The 13195-nt window shown below is 63.0% G+C and carries 17 protein-coding genes; 10 read left to right on the top strand and 7 right to left on the bottom strand.

Annotation, left to right across the window (positions count from 1 at the left end):
• Positions 1–27 precede the first annotated feature (27 nt).
• Positions 28–213 carry a DUF1737 domain-containing protein gene (locus KJQ96_RS09665; protein WP_375293155.1) on the bottom strand — a complete coding sequence of 62 codons (186 nt, stop codon included), beginning with the start codon at positions 211–213 and terminating at the stop codon, positions 28–30.
• A gap of 72 nt (positions 214–285) precedes the next feature.
• Positions 286–642, bottom strand: coding sequence for a PilZ domain-containing protein (locus KJQ96_RS09670; protein WP_213286412.1), 357 nt, complete (start codon positions 640–642; stop codon positions 286–288).
• Between the two features lie 235 nt (positions 643–877).
• On the opposite strand from KJQ96_RS09670, the gene KJQ96_RS09675 reads away from it, so the two are divergent.
• The 4 genes from KJQ96_RS09675 to tsaA all read left to right on the top strand — a co-directional run bounded on the left by KJQ96_RS09675 (position 878) and on the right by tsaA (position 3732).
• Entirely contained in the window at positions 878–1828 is a 951-nt protein-coding gene (locus KJQ96_RS09675; protein ID WP_213286413.1) for a lytic transglycosylase domain-containing protein, read from the top strand.
• Positions 1829–2075: 247 nt separating this feature from the next.
• Positions 2076–2819 carry an AzlC family ABC transporter permease gene (locus KJQ96_RS09680; protein ID WP_213286414.1) on the top strand — a complete coding sequence of 248 codons (744 nt, stop codon included), beginning with the start codon at positions 2076–2078 and terminating at the stop codon, positions 2817–2819.
• On the top strand, positions 2816–3160 hold the full coding sequence (locus KJQ96_RS09685; RefSeq protein ID WP_213286415.1) for an AzlD domain-containing protein: 345 nt from the start codon (positions 2816–2818) through the stop codon (positions 3158–3160). The genes KJQ96_RS09680 and KJQ96_RS09685 overlap by 4 nt, the downstream gene beginning before the upstream one ends.
• An 80-nt stretch (positions 3161–3240) precedes the next feature.
• Positions 3241–3732: a tRNA (N6-threonylcarbamoyladenosine(37)-N6)-methyltransferase TrmO gene (gene tsaA, locus KJQ96_RS09690; protein WP_213286416.1), complete on the top strand. Its 492-nt coding sequence runs from the start codon at positions 3241–3243 to the stop codon at positions 3730–3732.
• 107 nt (positions 3733–3839) lie between these two features.
• On the opposite strand, the gene KJQ96_RS09695 is transcribed toward tsaA, so the two are convergent.
• The 4 genes from KJQ96_RS09695 to KJQ96_RS09710 form a co-directional block, all read right to left on the bottom strand.
• Entirely contained in the window at positions 3840–4262 is a 423-nt protein-coding gene (locus KJQ96_RS09695) for an HIT family protein (RefSeq protein WP_213286417.1), read from the bottom strand.
• A gap of 53 nt (positions 4263–4315) precedes the next feature.
• A complete protein-coding gene (locus tag KJQ96_RS09700; RefSeq protein ID WP_213286418.1) occupies positions 4316–5554 on the bottom strand; it encodes a GNAT family N-acetyltransferase in 1239 nt (412 codons plus the stop codon).
• 108 nt (positions 5555–5662) lie between these two features.
• Positions 5663–6415: a glycerophosphodiester phosphodiesterase gene (locus KJQ96_RS09705; RefSeq protein ID WP_213286419.1), complete on the bottom strand. Its 753-nt coding sequence runs from the start codon at positions 6413–6415 to the stop codon at positions 5663–5665.
• A gap of 15 nt (positions 6416–6430) precedes the next feature.
• Positions 6431–6898: a RidA family protein gene (locus tag KJQ96_RS09710; RefSeq protein ID WP_213286420.1), complete on the bottom strand. Its 468-nt coding sequence runs from the start codon at positions 6896–6898 to the stop codon at positions 6431–6433.
• 252 nt (positions 6899–7150) lie between these two features.
• On the opposite strand from KJQ96_RS09710, the gene KJQ96_RS09715 reads away from it, so the two are divergent.
• The 5 genes from KJQ96_RS09715 to KJQ96_RS09735 all read left to right on the top strand — a co-directional run bounded on the left by KJQ96_RS09715 (position 7151) and on the right by KJQ96_RS09735 (position 12045).
• Positions 7151–8017, top strand: coding sequence for a cell envelope integrity EipB family protein (locus tag KJQ96_RS09715; RefSeq protein WP_213286421.1), 867 nt, complete (start codon positions 7151–7153; stop codon positions 8015–8017).
• A gap of 462 nt (positions 8018–8479) precedes the next feature.
• Positions 8480–9565, top strand: coding sequence for a pyruvate dehydrogenase (acetyl-transferring) E1 component subunit alpha (gene pdhA, locus KJQ96_RS09720; RefSeq protein ID WP_213286573.1), 1086 nt, complete (start codon positions 8480–8482; stop codon positions 9563–9565).
• On the top strand, positions 9558–10538 hold the full coding sequence (locus KJQ96_RS09725) for an alpha-ketoacid dehydrogenase subunit beta (protein ID WP_213286422.1): 981 nt from the start codon (positions 9558–9560) through the stop codon (positions 10536–10538). The genes pdhA and KJQ96_RS09725 overlap by 8 nt, the downstream gene beginning before the upstream one ends.
• Positions 10539–10557: 19 nt before the next feature.
• Positions 10558–11655 carry a dihydrolipoamide acetyltransferase family protein gene (locus KJQ96_RS09730; protein ID WP_213286423.1) on the top strand — a complete coding sequence of 366 codons (1098 nt, stop codon included), beginning with the start codon at positions 10558–10560 and terminating at the stop codon, positions 11653–11655.
• Between the two features lie 96 nt (positions 11656–11751).
• Entirely contained in the window at positions 11752–12045 is a 294-nt protein-coding gene (locus KJQ96_RS09735) for a GYD domain-containing protein (protein WP_213286424.1), read from the top strand.
• Between the two features lie 71 nt (positions 12046–12116).
• Here KJQ96_RS09735 and KJQ96_RS09740 read toward each other — a convergent pair whose 3' ends face one another.
• Positions 12117–12464 (bottom strand): hypothetical protein, encoded by a 348-nt coding sequence (locus tag KJQ96_RS09740; protein WP_213286425.1) that lies wholly within the window; start codon positions 12462–12464, stop codon positions 12117–12119.
• Between the two features lie 284 nt (positions 12465–12748).
• Here KJQ96_RS09740 and KJQ96_RS09745 point away from each other — a divergent pair, with 284 nt between their 5' ends.
• Entirely contained in the window at positions 12749–13150 is a 402-nt protein-coding gene (locus KJQ96_RS09745; protein ID WP_213286426.1) for a RidA family protein, read from the top strand.
• Positions 13151–13195 lie beyond the last annotated feature (45 nt).

Raw genomic sequence — 13195 nt, forward strand, 5'->3', positions numbered from 1 at the left:
GTCGCAAGACCGCCGGCTTTTTGATGCCTAACTGCCCGGCCAAACCAACGCTTGGGCGGCCACGACGTGTTCGCCGTTGAACGTCACGGAAGGCGAGCCATACAGCACATATCCGAGCTCAATTGCCTCGGAAACGCGCCGGCAGAAGGCAGCGTCATCCTTGCCGGTCAGCAGGCGATAGACGGGCAGGTCGTCTGGCGGTTTTGCAGACATGCTAACTCCAGCAATACCGTGGTTGGGCCGCGGCACCGTAAGGCGTCTATTGTGTTGCGCACAAGGCCCCGCTCAGCGCTCGCTGAGCAACTCGTCGATCCGGCGCTGGAGCTGCCGCTTCTTGATCTCGCTTCTGCGCAGCCGCTCCTCAAGATCGGAGACCGGCTCGGCAGGGCTTTGCCCATGGAATGCGACACCGACGAAATTGTCGCGCCACCAGATGACCCTGGCGAGGAAGGAGCGGCCCTTGCGCGCGATGCGCAGCGAGAGCTGCTCTTTCGGCAACTGGATGCCATTGCTGAATTCGATTGTCGCGCCGTGATCGGAGATATTGCGGACGATGCATTCGCGCGTCGCGCCGTGTTCGCCGATCTCGGCGACGCCGCCATACATCACCATGTCGCGCACGCTCTCGCGCCGGTCCTGCATTGAAGTCTCCCAAAAAAGTGAGGAGACTTTTACCCCGCTTTGTTGCCCGTAAAAGTCCGGCCGCCGCAAAATGCGGCGTTAACGTAAATTAACGGCGGTTCCGATGGCGGGACTTTCGGAGCAATTGCAACGCAAAAAAGGCGGCGCGCAGCGGAGAGGCGGCGGATCCACCTGCAAGCCATGATCGTTTGACCACGTTTCCACCGCAATGCGCATTCCCGGATTGCGAACTGCCATGCAAAGAGGTCGATTTCTTCGCGCCCTATGGTGCACGCTGTGGCTTTTGTCCTCGGTTGCGAACGCCTTCGCCGAGGACGCGGGTGAGGCTACCCGGTCGGGCGCGACAGCTAGCCAAAAGCCGGCTACTGCGCGCGAGAGCGAGGCGCGCGAGGCGATGTGCCTGATGATCGAGTCGGCGGCGAGGGCCTCGGACCTGCCGCTGGAGTTCTTCGCGCGCGTGATCTGGCAGGAGAGCCGCTTTCAGTCCGATGCGGTCGGGCCGGTGACGCGCAGCGGCGCGCGGGCGCAGGGCATTGCGCAGTTCATGCCGGGAACGGCGAACGAACGCGGCCTGCTCGATCCTTTCAATCCGGTGCAGGCGCTGCCGAAGTCGGCCGAGTTTCTCGATGAGCTGCGCAACCAGTTCGGCAATCTCGGGCTCGCCGCCGCAGCGTACAATGCCGGCCCGCGGCGCGTTCAGGAATGGTTGGCCGGCACTGGCGGGATGCCGCAGGAAACCCGCAGCTACGTGATCGCCATTACCGGCTCCACGGTTGAGGAGTGGGCCGCGGCGGGACGAAGCGGCAAGCAGCCCGAACGAATCCCGACATCGAGCTGCCGCGAATTGATGGCGCTTTTGAAACAGGCGCCCAATCCTTTTATCGCTGGGCTGGAGCAGCGCGTGAAGCTCGCCGCCGCGAAGGTGTGGGGCGTGCAACTCGCCGCCGGCTTTTCACGCGACAAGGCGCTTGCGATGTATGGGCGCGCGGTCTCGCGCCTTTCGAGCGCGATCGGCAATCGCGACCCCTCTATCCTCGCCTCGCGCCTGCGCAGCCGCGGCCCGGCGACGTTCTACCAGGTGCGCTTCGGCGCCGACACACGCGGCGAGGCCGACGACCTCTGCAACCGCATCCGCAAGGCGGGCGGGGCGTGCTTTGTGCTGAGAAACAGGGGCGTGCCGGGTTGAGTTTACTTGCTCCGTCATTCCGGGATGGTCCGAAGGACCAGACCTCAGATGCGCAATTGCGCATCGGGGAATCTCGAGATTCTCAGGTGCGCAATTGCGTACCATAGTTCGATGCTTCGCATCGCCCCGGAATGACGACGTGTATTTGTCGTTCATCGCATAGCCGCCCTGAGCGGCGCTTGCTTGACGCAGGGCCCTTTCGCCAGCCCTATGCCGCGCGACGACTCAAACCTCCATCCGGTCATCCGTGGCGCTGCCTCCACTCGACTCTCCCCAATGGAAAAGCCCCATTCGCGCCTTCGCATGGGGCGTGAGTTCTGTCGCATCCACCGTGCTCACGCTGGTGCTGTTTGCGACCTATCTCGGTATCGGCGCGCTGGCCCATGATAGCCATTTCAGCCTTGGCTGGGTGCTCGGCAGTACGCTGCTGGTCTGGGCTGGTCCGGCGCAGATCATCCTGATCTCGACGCTCGGCTCCGGGGCGACCGCGGTTCAGGCGGCGATTGCGGTGACGGTGAGTGCGATCCGGCTGTTTCCGATGGTGGTATCGGTGTTGCCGCTGATGAAGACGCCCAAGACCGGGCGCCGCCACCTCGTGCTGGCGACGCATTTCATCGCCGTCACGCTTTGGGTCGAATGCTATCGGCTGCTGCCAAAAGTGCCGCGCGAGCGGCGGATTGCGTTCACGCATGGCCTCGGCTGTGGGCTGGTCACGGTATGCATGGTTGCGACTACGTTTGGCTACGTACTTGCCGCCAAGCTGCCGCCGCTGTTTGCTGCGGCGATCCTGCTGCTGACGCCGCTGGCGTTCCTGCTTTCGACGGCGCGCAACTGCAAGCAGATCTCGGATGTGCTGGCGCTGGTGCTGGGGCTTTCGTTGTTTCCGCTGGTGTCGATGCTGCATACCGGCGTCGACATCCTGATCAGCGGCATCAGCGCCGGCAGCATTGCCTACGGCGTGCACTGGTGGCGGGAGAGGGGGCGCGCATGAACGAATTTTTCGGCAGCCCGCACGCGCTATTGGTGCTCGTGCTTGCAGGCTTCGTGCCCAACGAGATCTGGCGGATGGCCGGGCTGTGGTTCGGCGCCGGCGTCGACGAGGGCTCGGAAGTCCTGGTGTGGGTGAGGGCGGTGGCGACCGCGATTCTCGCCGGCGTCATCGCACAAATCCTGATGCAGCCGCCGGGCGCGCTGGCGGGCGTGCCGGACTGGCTGCGCTATGGCGCTGTAGCCGCAGGCTTTGCGGTGTTCATGCTGACGCGACGCTCGATCTTTGCCGGCGTGGTCTCGGGCGAGATCATCCTTCTGGCCGGCAAATGGTGGCTCGGTTGATTGCAGGACCCATAATCCGGTACTGTCCCGCCCGACAAGAAAAGTTGCACGCGATCGGTGCTATCTCACTGGATTAGGCAATGGTTCAGGATACCAAGCTCCGCGAGGGCGAAGTTACCGTCGACATGCCGCCGGCCCGCGATGCCGGGCTGGTGTTCATCGGCCGCATCCGCACGCCCTGGAAATCGCGGCTGGAGACACCGCGGCAGGGCCGCCGCGACGGCCCGGTCTGCCGGCTCGAGATTTTCGAGCCGTGGGTGCCTGCGATCAAGGGCGTCGACTTCTATGAAAATCTCGAAGTGATCTATTGGCTGCATCACTCGCGCCGCGATCTCGTGCTGCAGAGTCCGAAGAACAACCAGAAAACCCGCGGTACCTTCTCGCTGCGCTCGCCGGTGCGGCCCAATCCGATCGGCACCTCGATCGTGAAGTTCGTCGGCATCGAGGGCAACGCAATCCTGGTGCGCGGCCTCGACTGTCTCGACGAGACGCCGCTGCTCGACGTCAAGCCGGACCGCTGCGAGTTCTCGCCGCTGGTGCAGCAAAAGGGCGGGGATGTGGAGGGGGAGTGATTGCTTCTCCCCGTCATTGCGAGCGCAAGCGAAGCAATCCATCTCACAGCGAAAAGAAAGAATGGATTGCTTCGCTGCGCTCGCAATGACGGGGTGAGACCGCCCGACTACCCCAGCGCCGCCATCAGCTTGGTCGCGTTGTCCTCCAGCACTTTCACGTCTTCCTTGCGGCTGGCGGGCGGTAGCAGGGCGACGCCGTCATGGCGCGGCATCACGTGCATGTGCAAATGAAACACGACCTGGCCGCCGGCGGGCTCGTTGAATTGCTGCACGGTAATGCCGTCGGCATTGAAGGCCTTCATAGCTGCTGCGGCGATCTTGTGGGTGGCGCGCGCGACATGGGCGTAATCGTCGGGCGTGATGTCGAGGATGTTGCGGGCAGGGACTTTTGGGATCACCAGCGTGTGGCCGGGCGAACGCGGCATGATGTCGAGGAAGGCCAGCACATGGTCGTCCTCATAAACCTTGTGGCAGGGAAACTCGCCGCGCAGGATTTTTGCGAAGGGGTTATTGGCGTCGTAGGCGGCCATGGGCTTCTTCCCTCAAGGTTTGATCTCAAATCTCACGTCGCCAGCTCAACCGGTCAAGCCTCGTCGGCGGCCTTGCGGAACGGGCCGGCCTCGGTCAGTTCCCGTCCGACCTCGGCCACATAGGCGCGCTCGCGCTTCAGATAGTCGGCAATCGCGCGGCGCAAATCGGGATCGGCGATGAAATGCGCGGAATAGGTGGTTTGCGGCAGGTAGCCACGGGCCAGCTTGTGCTCGCCCTGCGCGCCGGCCTCGACGACCTTCAGGCCGCGGTCGATCGCAAAATCGATCGCCTGATAGTAGCAGACCTCGAAATGCAGGAACGGGTGATGCTCGACGGCGCCCCAATTGCGGCCGAACAGCGTGTCCGATCCGATGAAATTGATGGCACCCGCAATCCAGCGGCCGTTTCGTTTGGCCATCACCAGGAGCACGTCGCGGCTCATGCTCTCGCCGATCAGCGAGAAGAATTTTCGCGTGAGATAGGGGCGGCCCCACTTGCGCGAGCCGGTCTCCATATAGAACGCGAAGAACGCATCCCACGCGTCCTCGGTGATATCGGCTCCAGTCAAGCGGTGGATGGTGATGCCGGCGGCCACCGCCTCGCGTCGCTCGCGCTTGATCGCCTTGCGGTGGCGCGAATTCAGCGAGGTGAGAAAATCCTCGAAAGTCCCATAGCCCTCGTTGTGCCAGTGAAACTGCTGGTCGTTCCGTTGCAGGAAGCCATGCTGACCCAACAACTTCGCTTCCGCCTCGCGGGCGAAGGTCACATGCACGGAGGAGGCGTTGGTCGCGTTGCACAGCGCCATTAGGCCGCGCGCCAGCGCCGAGCCGATCTGTTTGCGGTCGACGCCGTCGCGGATCAGAAGTCGGGGGCCGGTGGCAGGCGTAAACGGCACCGAGACCTGCAGCTTGGGATAATAACGTCCGCCGGCGCGCTCATAAGCATCCGCCCAACCGCGGTCGAAGACATATTCGCCTTGCGAATGGGCTTTCAGATAGCAGGGCACGACGCCGACGATCTCGCCGTCGAGCCGTGCCAGCAGATGCCGAGGACCCCAGCCGGTGCGGGGGCAGGCCGAGCCGGAAGCCTCGGCGGCAGAAAAAAATGCGTGGGAAACGAAGGGGTTATAGGCCGGCTTTGCAGCGGCGCAGGAGCCGTTCCGCGGAGCCAGCGTGTCCAGGTTTTCGAGGCCGTTCGGGTCGCCCGCCGGATTTGCGCAAGCGTCCCAATCCGCAGCTTTGATGTCGCTGACGGAGGGGACGGCTTCGAGGGTGATTTCGGATGATGCCATCTAGAAATTCAAACCGGTCCCATCATGCGATCAGCCATCGCGCATGGCGACCAACGCCCTGCAAAGATCGTGCATCGCGCAGGCGAGTTCAAGGTGGCGCTGACAGCATCAGGTTCCCGGCAGGAACCCCTCGAAGATCATCTGGTCGGCGTAGCGCGCCGCCTGCGCACGCTGCTCCGGTGTGCGCACGGTCCAGGCCAACAACGGCAGGCCTAAGACGTTGCGGGCGATCCAGGGCGCGGCCGCGGGCAACTCATTCACCCAATAGGCAACGAAATGCGGCCGGGTGCGAAAAGCGTGACGCAGATGCGTCATGCCGCGGCGCTGTTCCGCTGACGCTTCCGGCCACTCCTCGGCGGTATAGTCGTGCTCGGCTACGATGCCGCGGGCGCGGCCCGGGATCAGTTCGCGCAATGCCACCACCTGATCCGGATCGAAGGACATCCCGACCGCGGGGCCGTCATAGGAGGCCAGCACCTCTCCCATCCGCTTCACCAGCCGGCGATCGCCGTCGAAATGGCTTTTCACCTCGATCACCAGCGGCACGCGGCCGGCGACCAGCGCGCAGAGATCGCCGAGCGTCATCATCCGTTCCGGCGTATCCTTGAAACTGACGGCCTTGAGTTCGGCCGCGGTCATACCGAGCAACGAGCCCGAACCGTCGGTGAGGCGGCCGAGCGCATTGTCGTGATGGACCATCGCCTCGCCGTCGGACGAAAGCTGGATGTCGCATTCGATGGCGAAATTGCCGTCGACGGCGGCCTGCGCGGCCGCCGGCATGTTTTCGACGATGCCACGCGAAATATCATGCAGGCCGCGATGAGCGACCGGCCGTGCCGTCAGCCAGTCCGGCGCGCGCACGAGAGCCGTTCCGCTTCAGGACACTTCGAAGATCGCGTCGACCTCGACGGCGGCATCCGAGGGGAGCGAAGCGACGCCGACCGTGGTGCGGGCGTGCCGGCCCTTGTCGCCAAATGCCGTGACCATCAGGTCGGAGGCGCCGTTGAGCACCTTGGGCCCGTCGAGAAAATCAGGCGCGGAATTGATGAAGCCGCCGAGCCTGACCACGCGCACGACCTTGTCGAGATCGCCGAGCGCCGCCTTGACCTGGGCCAGCAGGTTGATGCCACAGCCCTGCGCTGCGGCGTATCCCTGTTCGATCGTGACGCCGGCCCCGAGCTTGCCCTTGGCGATCAGCTTGCCTTCGGCGTCGGCGCAGACCTGGCCCGAGACGAACAGCAGGTTTCCCGAGCGCACGAAGCCGACATAGTTCGCCATGGGGGTGCGCGGCTCGTTCACGACGATACCTTGTGCCGCCAGCTTCTGTTCGACCGTACCCGCCATGTTTGCATCCCCGCTTGATGTGACCGTTCCTGACCTGCGGTCAGGCGCGCATTGTTTCGCGCATCGCGCTTTGTCTTGCAAGCGACGGTGGAGCTTCCGTCCAGCATGGCGATCGAAGCGGATCGTGCCCGGAAATGCCAAAAACGGCGCGCCTCGGCCTCGAATTCTTGCGTTTTCGTGGCACCGCCCTAGTTGCGGCGCAATGGACCCGTCACTAATGTAATCGAATCTCCCTCGAGGAAAAAATAGAACATGGCTAGCTCGTTCCCGATTCCGGTTCGTGCTTTGGTATTTTCGGCTGCTGCCAGTTTGCTGTCAGGCTTGACAAACGGTCCGGCGCTGGCCGGCGCCAGTGGGCCATTTCTCGCCCACCAGGCGCTGTATGAATTGAAGCTGGTCAAGTCGCGCGGATCCAATGCGATATCGGGTGCGCGCGGGCGCATTCTCTACAATTTTTCAGGCAGCGCCTGCGAGGGCTACACTTCCGAATTCCGCCAGGTGTCCGAACTCGACAGCGGCGAGGGCAGGCTGACGCTGAGCGATCTTCGCTCGCATTCCTGGGAAGATGCCGGCGGCAAGAGCTATCGCTTCAAGATCGACACCCGCATGAACGATACCGACTCCGCGCCGATCGACGGCGTGGCGGAACGGGTCGGCGACCGCATCACGGTCAAGCTGAAACAGCCGGTTGCGAAGACGTTCGAACTCGACGGCAAGGTCGTGTTCCCGACCGAGCAGATCCAGCACATCATCACCGCCGCGCGCGCGGGCAAGTCGGTGCTGGAGCTGATGGTCTATGACGGCTCGGGTAATGGCGAAAAAGTCTACAACACACTGTCGGTGATCGGGAAACCGATCCCGGGCACTCAAAGCATTCCATCGCCCGATCCGTCGACCGTGAACGACCAGATGAAGGCGCTGACCCGCTGGCCCGTGACCGTGAGCTATTACGACCGCGACGCCAAGGCGAAAGACGGCGAGCAGACGCCGGTTTACGCCATGTCGTTCGAGCTGTTCGAGAACGGCGTCTCCCGCGCGCTGGTACTCGATTACAACGATTTCGTGATTGCGGGCGCGATGGGCCGGTTCGACGTCAGGGATTCCAAACCCTGCAAGTGACGGCACCCTAAAAAACGGTCGCGCCCGGAGATCGCGCGGGCGTCTCACACTTTTGCTTGATGTCACCCGCGCGTGAAATCGCCGGGCTTCAATCCGAGCGCCTTGACAGCCGGCGCCGGAAGCGGCCCCCAAGCCTCGACCCTTTCGTTCGGGGCCATCATTGCTGCGATGATTGCTTCGGCCTTTGCTGGATCCTGTTCGGCCACATAGTAGACCGAGCGAACGGGCGCACCGCCTCCCAACGGCTCAGTTGTTACGAGGACAACCTGACCATTTGCCATGGCTTGATATACCACTGACGCGGTGTCGTTTCCACGGTGGTAAAGGCCGTCCCGCGAGCGCGGTGCAGCAACGACGAATACAAGATGGGGGGCGCCCATCTTGTATTGTTCCGGCCCAGCACCAATTACGAATTGTGGGATGCAGAATCGCTCTGGGAGCGAGGACGTGGCCAGCAAAAAAATGTCAGACGGAGGACTTCCGGTCATCGCGCGCTTTGAGGTGCGCCACCGCAATTACCTCGCGCCAGACGGCTCGATTAACCGGCCGCTCCCTGCATTCGCCTCCGATGCCAACCTCATTACCGCGCTCTATCGAGCGATGCTGCTGCTGCGCAACTTTGACCGAAAGGCTGTCGCATTGCAGCGCACCGGCCGGCTTGGGACCTACGCCGTTTCGCTCGGCCAGGAGGCGGTATCGGTTGGCGTAGCCAGTGCGATGCGCGAAGAGGACGTGCTGTTGCCCTCCTATCGCGACAATGGCGCGCTGATCTGGCGTGGCGTCAAGCTGGAGGAGATCCTGCTGTTCTGGGGAGGGGACGAGCGGGGCAATCAATTCTCCGGACCGGTCGAGGATTTCCCGTTTTGTGTTCCTGTGGGATCGCAGGCGCCGCATGCCGCCGGTGTTGCCTATGCCTTCAAGCTTCGCAAGCAGCCGCGTGTCGCCGTATGCATGTTCGGCGATGGCGCCACTTCGAAGGGTGATGTCTACGAGGCGATGAATTTTGCCGGCGTGCACAAATTGCCGGTTGTATTCGTCGCCACCAACAATCAATGGGCTATTTCCGTCCCGTTACGACTACAGACCGGTTGCGAAACGCTGGCGCAGAAAGCCATCGCCGCCGGCTTCATCGGCGAGCAGGTGGACGGCAGCGATGTTGTGGCGATGCGCGCCGCGGCCGAAGACGCCATTGCCGCCGCCCGTGAGGGCCGGGGCCCGCGCTTCATCGAGGCGGTCACCTACCGGCTCGGCGATCATACGACCTCCGATGACGCGTTACGCTATCGTTCGGCTGACGAAGTCCAGGCCCGTTGGAAAGAAGAGCCTATTGCGCGCCTCAGGAACTATCTCGTGAGCCAAAAAATGTGGAGCAAGGCGGAGGAAGAACAGCTCGCCGCAGAGTGCCATGAGCGCGTCGAGGCGGCGGTCGAGCGCTACCTGGCAACGGAGCCGCGCCGACCCGAAACCATGTTCGATCATCTCTATGCCGAGCTGCCCGAGACGTACGCCGCGCAGCGCCGCCAACTCGCGGGAGAAGGCGATGCCTGAAATGACGTTGGTCGAGGCCGTCAATCTGGCGCTCGCCCGCGCGATGGAGGATGACCCGGATGTCGTCGTGCTTGGCGAAGATGTCGGCATCAACGGCGGCGTCTTCCGCGCGACCGTTGGCCTGCAAACGCGTTTCGGGTCGGAGCGCGTCCTCGATACGCCGCTTGCCGAACTCCTGATCAGCGGGCTCTGTGTCGGCATGGCGGCGCAGGGGTTGAAGCCCGTCGGCGAGATCCAGTTCATGGGATTTCTGTATCCTTGCATCGATCAACTGGTGAACCACGCCTCCCGATTCCGCAACCGCACCCAGGGGCGGCTCACCTGCCCAATGGTTCTGCGGACGCCCCATGGCGCCGGCATTCGCGCGCCGGAGCATCATTCCGAAAGCACCGAGGCGATGCTCGCCCATATCCCAGGTTTGCGCGTTGTCATTCCCTCGTCGCCGGAGCGCGCCTACGGACTGCTGCTGGCCGCGATCCGCGATCCCGATCCGGTCGTGTTTCTGGAGCCGACCCGCATCTACCGCGCGGCGAAAGGCGAGGTGGAAGATAACGGTGAAGCCTTGCCGCTGGATGTCGCCTTTGTCCTGCGGAAGGGCCGCGACGTCACGCTGATAAGCTGGGGCGCGATGTTGAAGGAAACCATGGCGGCGGCCGACGCGCTGGCTGCTGACGGCATCGCCGCCGAGGTCATCGATCTCGCCACGCTCAAGCCCTACGATGAAGCCACGGTGCTCGGTTCGGTCGCAAAAACCGGACGTTGCGTCATCGTGCACGAGGCGACACGCACCGGCGGATTCGGAGCCGAGATCGCGGCGTTGATTGCCGAGCGCGCTCTGACCTCTCTGCTTGCGCCCGTGGCACGCGTCACCGGCTACGACACGATCGTTCCGATGGCGCGGCTCGAGCAACACATGATGCCGTCGGTTGATCGTATCGTCACGGCCGCGCGTAAAGCGTGCCAGTTCAGTTGATTGCCAGCGGGTTTATCCCATGCGCCAGTTCGTATTGCCGGATCTGGGAGAGGGTCTCGAGGAGGCCGAGATCGTGAACTGGTATGTCAATGAAGGCGATCACGTCGTTACCGATCAGCCACTGGTTTCGGTCGAGACCGACAAAGCCGTCGTCGAGGTGCCGTCACCCTCGAGCGGACGCATCCTGCATCTGTTTGGCGCCAAGGGAGATGTGGTGAAGGTAGGCGCACCGCTTGTCGAGTTTGCCGAGGGTCCCGAGCAAGACACTGGCACCATTGTCGGCGAACTTGGCGCAGGCGAGCCGCCGGCGGCAGCGGCACCTTCCAGGCCAGCGGCTGGACAGAAAGCCCAGGTGTTCCCGGCAGTGCGCGCGCTCGCCCGCAAGCTCGATGTCGACCTCGATCTGGTCGAAGCCACAGGACCCGGCGGCACCATCACGCGTGCGGATGTGGAACGGGCTGCCAAGGGCTTGTCCCATACCGGACCTGCCGAACCCTTGCGCGGTTTGCGGCGCGCGATGGCTCAGCGCATGACAGCGGCGCATACCGAGATCGTTCCGGCCGGCGTTACCGACGAGGCCGATATCGACGATTGGCGAACCGGCGAGGACGTGACAATCCGACTGGTGCGCGCGATCGCTGTGGCCTGCAAGACGGAGCCCTCGCTCAATGCCTGGTACAATTCCGACGCCGGTGAACGGCGTCTGATCGACCGTATCGATCTCGGCATCGCCGTCGATACCGGGGGTGGTCTTATCGTTCCTGTGTTGCGCAATGTCGCCGAGCGGGACGTATCTGACCTGCGAACCGGGCTTGACCGGATGCGGGCGGACGCGGTCGCGCGCTCGATACCTCCGGGAGAACTGCGCGGAGCGACGATTACGCTGTCGAATTTCGGAATGATAGGAGGCCGCTTCGCCAGCCTGATCGTCGTACCGCCACAAGTGGCGATCATAGGCGCGGGGCGGATTACCCAAGGGGTGGTCGCCTATCGAGGCCAGCCGGCAGTGAGGCGCGTGCTGCCGTTGTCGCTCACCTTCGACCATCGTGTCGTGACAGGCGGCGAGGCCGCTCGCTTCCTAGTAGCGCTCAAAGCGGACCTTGAGCAGTTTTCGTGAGATAGCCGTGCAGGGCTCCACGAGCGCCGATCTATGGATGGCCGTGAACAGTCGACCAGGGGGTTCGGTTAAACCAGACAACCAGGGAGAGCCAGGATGGTAACGTTCGTCGTGCTTGCCAACTTCACCGATCAGGGGATCCGGAGCGCGAAGGATTCGCCGAAGCGGGCAGAGGCTTTCAAGAAAATGGCCGAGACCTTCGGAATTACGGTAAAGGAGCTGTTCTGGACGCAGGGACGCTATGACATTGTGACAATCCTCGATGCGCCGGATGAATTTTCCGCCATGACGCTTAGCTTGAGCCTCGGCGCCTTGGGCAATGTTCGCACCGAGTCGTTGCGAGCCTTCTCGGTGGAGGACATGACCAAGGTCGTCGGCAAGATGCTCTGACAACCGCTGCGCAAGTCGACCGTCTTCTAAAGCCGAGGGCTGGCTTTGCCGTCATGCCATCACGATCAGCGTCAGGGGCTTGGCGATTTCTGCTCGACTTCCTGAGCAGGGGAATGCTCCGAAAGTGCCGCTTGGCGGTCATACTCCTCAGGTTCGAACTGTTCCTTGAAGATCGCTCGCAGCAACCGCCAGAGTTCGCGGTGACCAGCGGTTTGACCGCCCTGCGTCAGATACTCCGCGATGTCCATTACGTCTGTTCGATAGTCCGCCGCGCCGCGGATACGCGAATCCAGGTAGCTCCACTCATGTTCGACGTACAAGCGCTTGGTGTCGGTGTCGAAGACCAGGTTCCAAAAATCCAACTCCGTGATTTCCGGGCCTTTGACCTGCCGATGTAACTCCCGCTTTAAAAAGGCCATGTTCCGCTCCTTCCGCGTAGGGTTGCGTGGACGCATCCAGCCCCCTGCAAGTTGGAGACTTGATAGAAATCTGATCATTCCTTGCCGGTTCAAGCCCGTTAATTGGTATTTTCCTTGAGGGTGGGCAATTCGGCGTCAGGGATTCCAAGCCCTTGCAATTAAGGGGGCTCGTCCTCGGGTCAGGCCTTGGGACGCGTGCTGCGCATCCTGCGACAACGACTCTGGTCGAGAGCGCCGGACCCGGATACGCTTCGGCCGAACCAGCACGTCAGGGAGGCGCAAACATGAGCAAGCTCGAAAAACTTCGGCCAAGCGGCCTTCACCACAATCCGGCTTACTCCCACGTCGTCGCCGCCTCGGGCGCGCGCACGATCTACATCGCGGGACAGGTCTCCACCGACGAGGAGGGGCGGGTGGTCGGCGAGGGTGACATAGCCGCGCAGACGACGCAGGTGATGCAGAATATCGGCCTGGCGCTAAAAGCGGCCGGTGCGAGTTACGCCGACATCGTGAAGATCACCACTTTCGTCGTCGGCTATAGACCGGAGCTCCGTCCGATCATCGGCAAGGCGCGCTCGGTTTTCTTTGAAGGCATGGAGCCGCCGGCGAGCACGCTCGTCGGTGTAACCGCGCTCGCGGCCCCGGAATGGTTGATCGAAATTGAGGCCGTGGCCGTCGTCGATTGACGTCTCTGCGCCTTCTCCGTCATTGCAGGGAGCGAAGCGACGAAG

This window comes from Bradyrhizobium sp. sGM-13 (assembly GCF_018398875.1).
In the GTDB taxonomy this organism is placed as follows: Bacteria; Pseudomonadota; Alphaproteobacteria; order Rhizobiales; family Xanthobacteraceae; genus Bradyrhizobium.

What these genes read in the sequence shown, in the direction of transcription:
- KJQ96_RS09665 (WP_375293155.1), bottom strand. Translation starts at nt 213, where the DNA reads ATGTCTGCAAAACCGCCAGACGACCTGCCCGTCTATCGCCTGCTGACC.
- KJQ96_RS09675 (WP_213286413.1), top strand. Translation starts at nt 878, where the DNA reads ATGCAAAGAGGTCGATTTCTTCGCGCCCTATGGTGCACGCTGTGGCTT.
- KJQ96_RS09725 (WP_213286422.1), top strand. Translation starts at nt 9,558, where the DNA reads ATGCCTGAAATGACGTTGGTCGAGGCCGTCAATCTGGCGCTCGCCCGC.
- KJQ96_RS09710 (WP_213286420.1), bottom strand. Translation starts at nt 6,898, where the DNA reads ATGGCGGGTACGGTCGAACAGAAGCTGGCGGCACAAGGTATCGTCGTG.
- KJQ96_RS09685 (WP_213286415.1), top strand. Translation starts at nt 2,816, where the DNA reads ATGAACGAATTTTTCGGCAGCCCGCACGCGCTATTGGTGCTCGTGCTT.
- KJQ96_RS09695 (WP_213286417.1), bottom strand. Translation starts at nt 4,262, where the DNA reads ATGGCCGCCTACGACGCCAATAACCCCTTCGCAAAAATCCTGCGCGGC.
- KJQ96_RS09700 (WP_213286418.1), bottom strand. Translation starts at nt 5,554, where the DNA reads ATGGCATCATCCGAAATCACCCTCGAAGCCGTCCCCTCCGTCAGCGAC.
- KJQ96_RS09730 (WP_213286423.1), top strand. Translation starts at nt 10,558, where the DNA reads ATGCGCCAGTTCGTATTGCCGGATCTGGGAGAGGGTCTCGAGGAGGCC.
- pdhA (WP_213286573.1), top strand. Translation starts at nt 8,480, where the DNA reads ATGTCAGACGGAGGACTTCCGGTCATCGCGCGCTTTGAGGTGCGCCAC.
- KJQ96_RS09740 (WP_213286425.1), bottom strand. Translation starts at nt 12,464, where the DNA reads ATGGCCTTTTTAAAGCGGGAGTTACATCGGCAGGTCAAAGGCCCGGAA.
- KJQ96_RS09670 (WP_213286412.1), bottom strand. Translation starts at nt 642, where the DNA reads ATGCAGGACCGGCGCGAGAGCGTGCGCGACATGGTGATGTATGGCGGC.
- KJQ96_RS09715 (WP_213286421.1), top strand. Translation starts at nt 7,151, where the DNA reads ATGGCTAGCTCGTTCCCGATTCCGGTTCGTGCTTTGGTATTTTCGGCT.
- KJQ96_RS09745 (WP_213286426.1), top strand. Translation starts at nt 12,749, where the DNA reads ATGAGCAAGCTCGAAAAACTTCGGCCAAGCGGCCTTCACCACAATCCG.
- KJQ96_RS09735 (WP_213286424.1), top strand. Translation starts at nt 11,752, where the DNA reads ATGGTAACGTTCGTCGTGCTTGCCAACTTCACCGATCAGGGGATCCGG.
- tsaA (WP_213286416.1), top strand. Translation starts at nt 3,241, where the DNA reads ATGGTTCAGGATACCAAGCTCCGCGAGGGCGAAGTTACCGTCGACATG.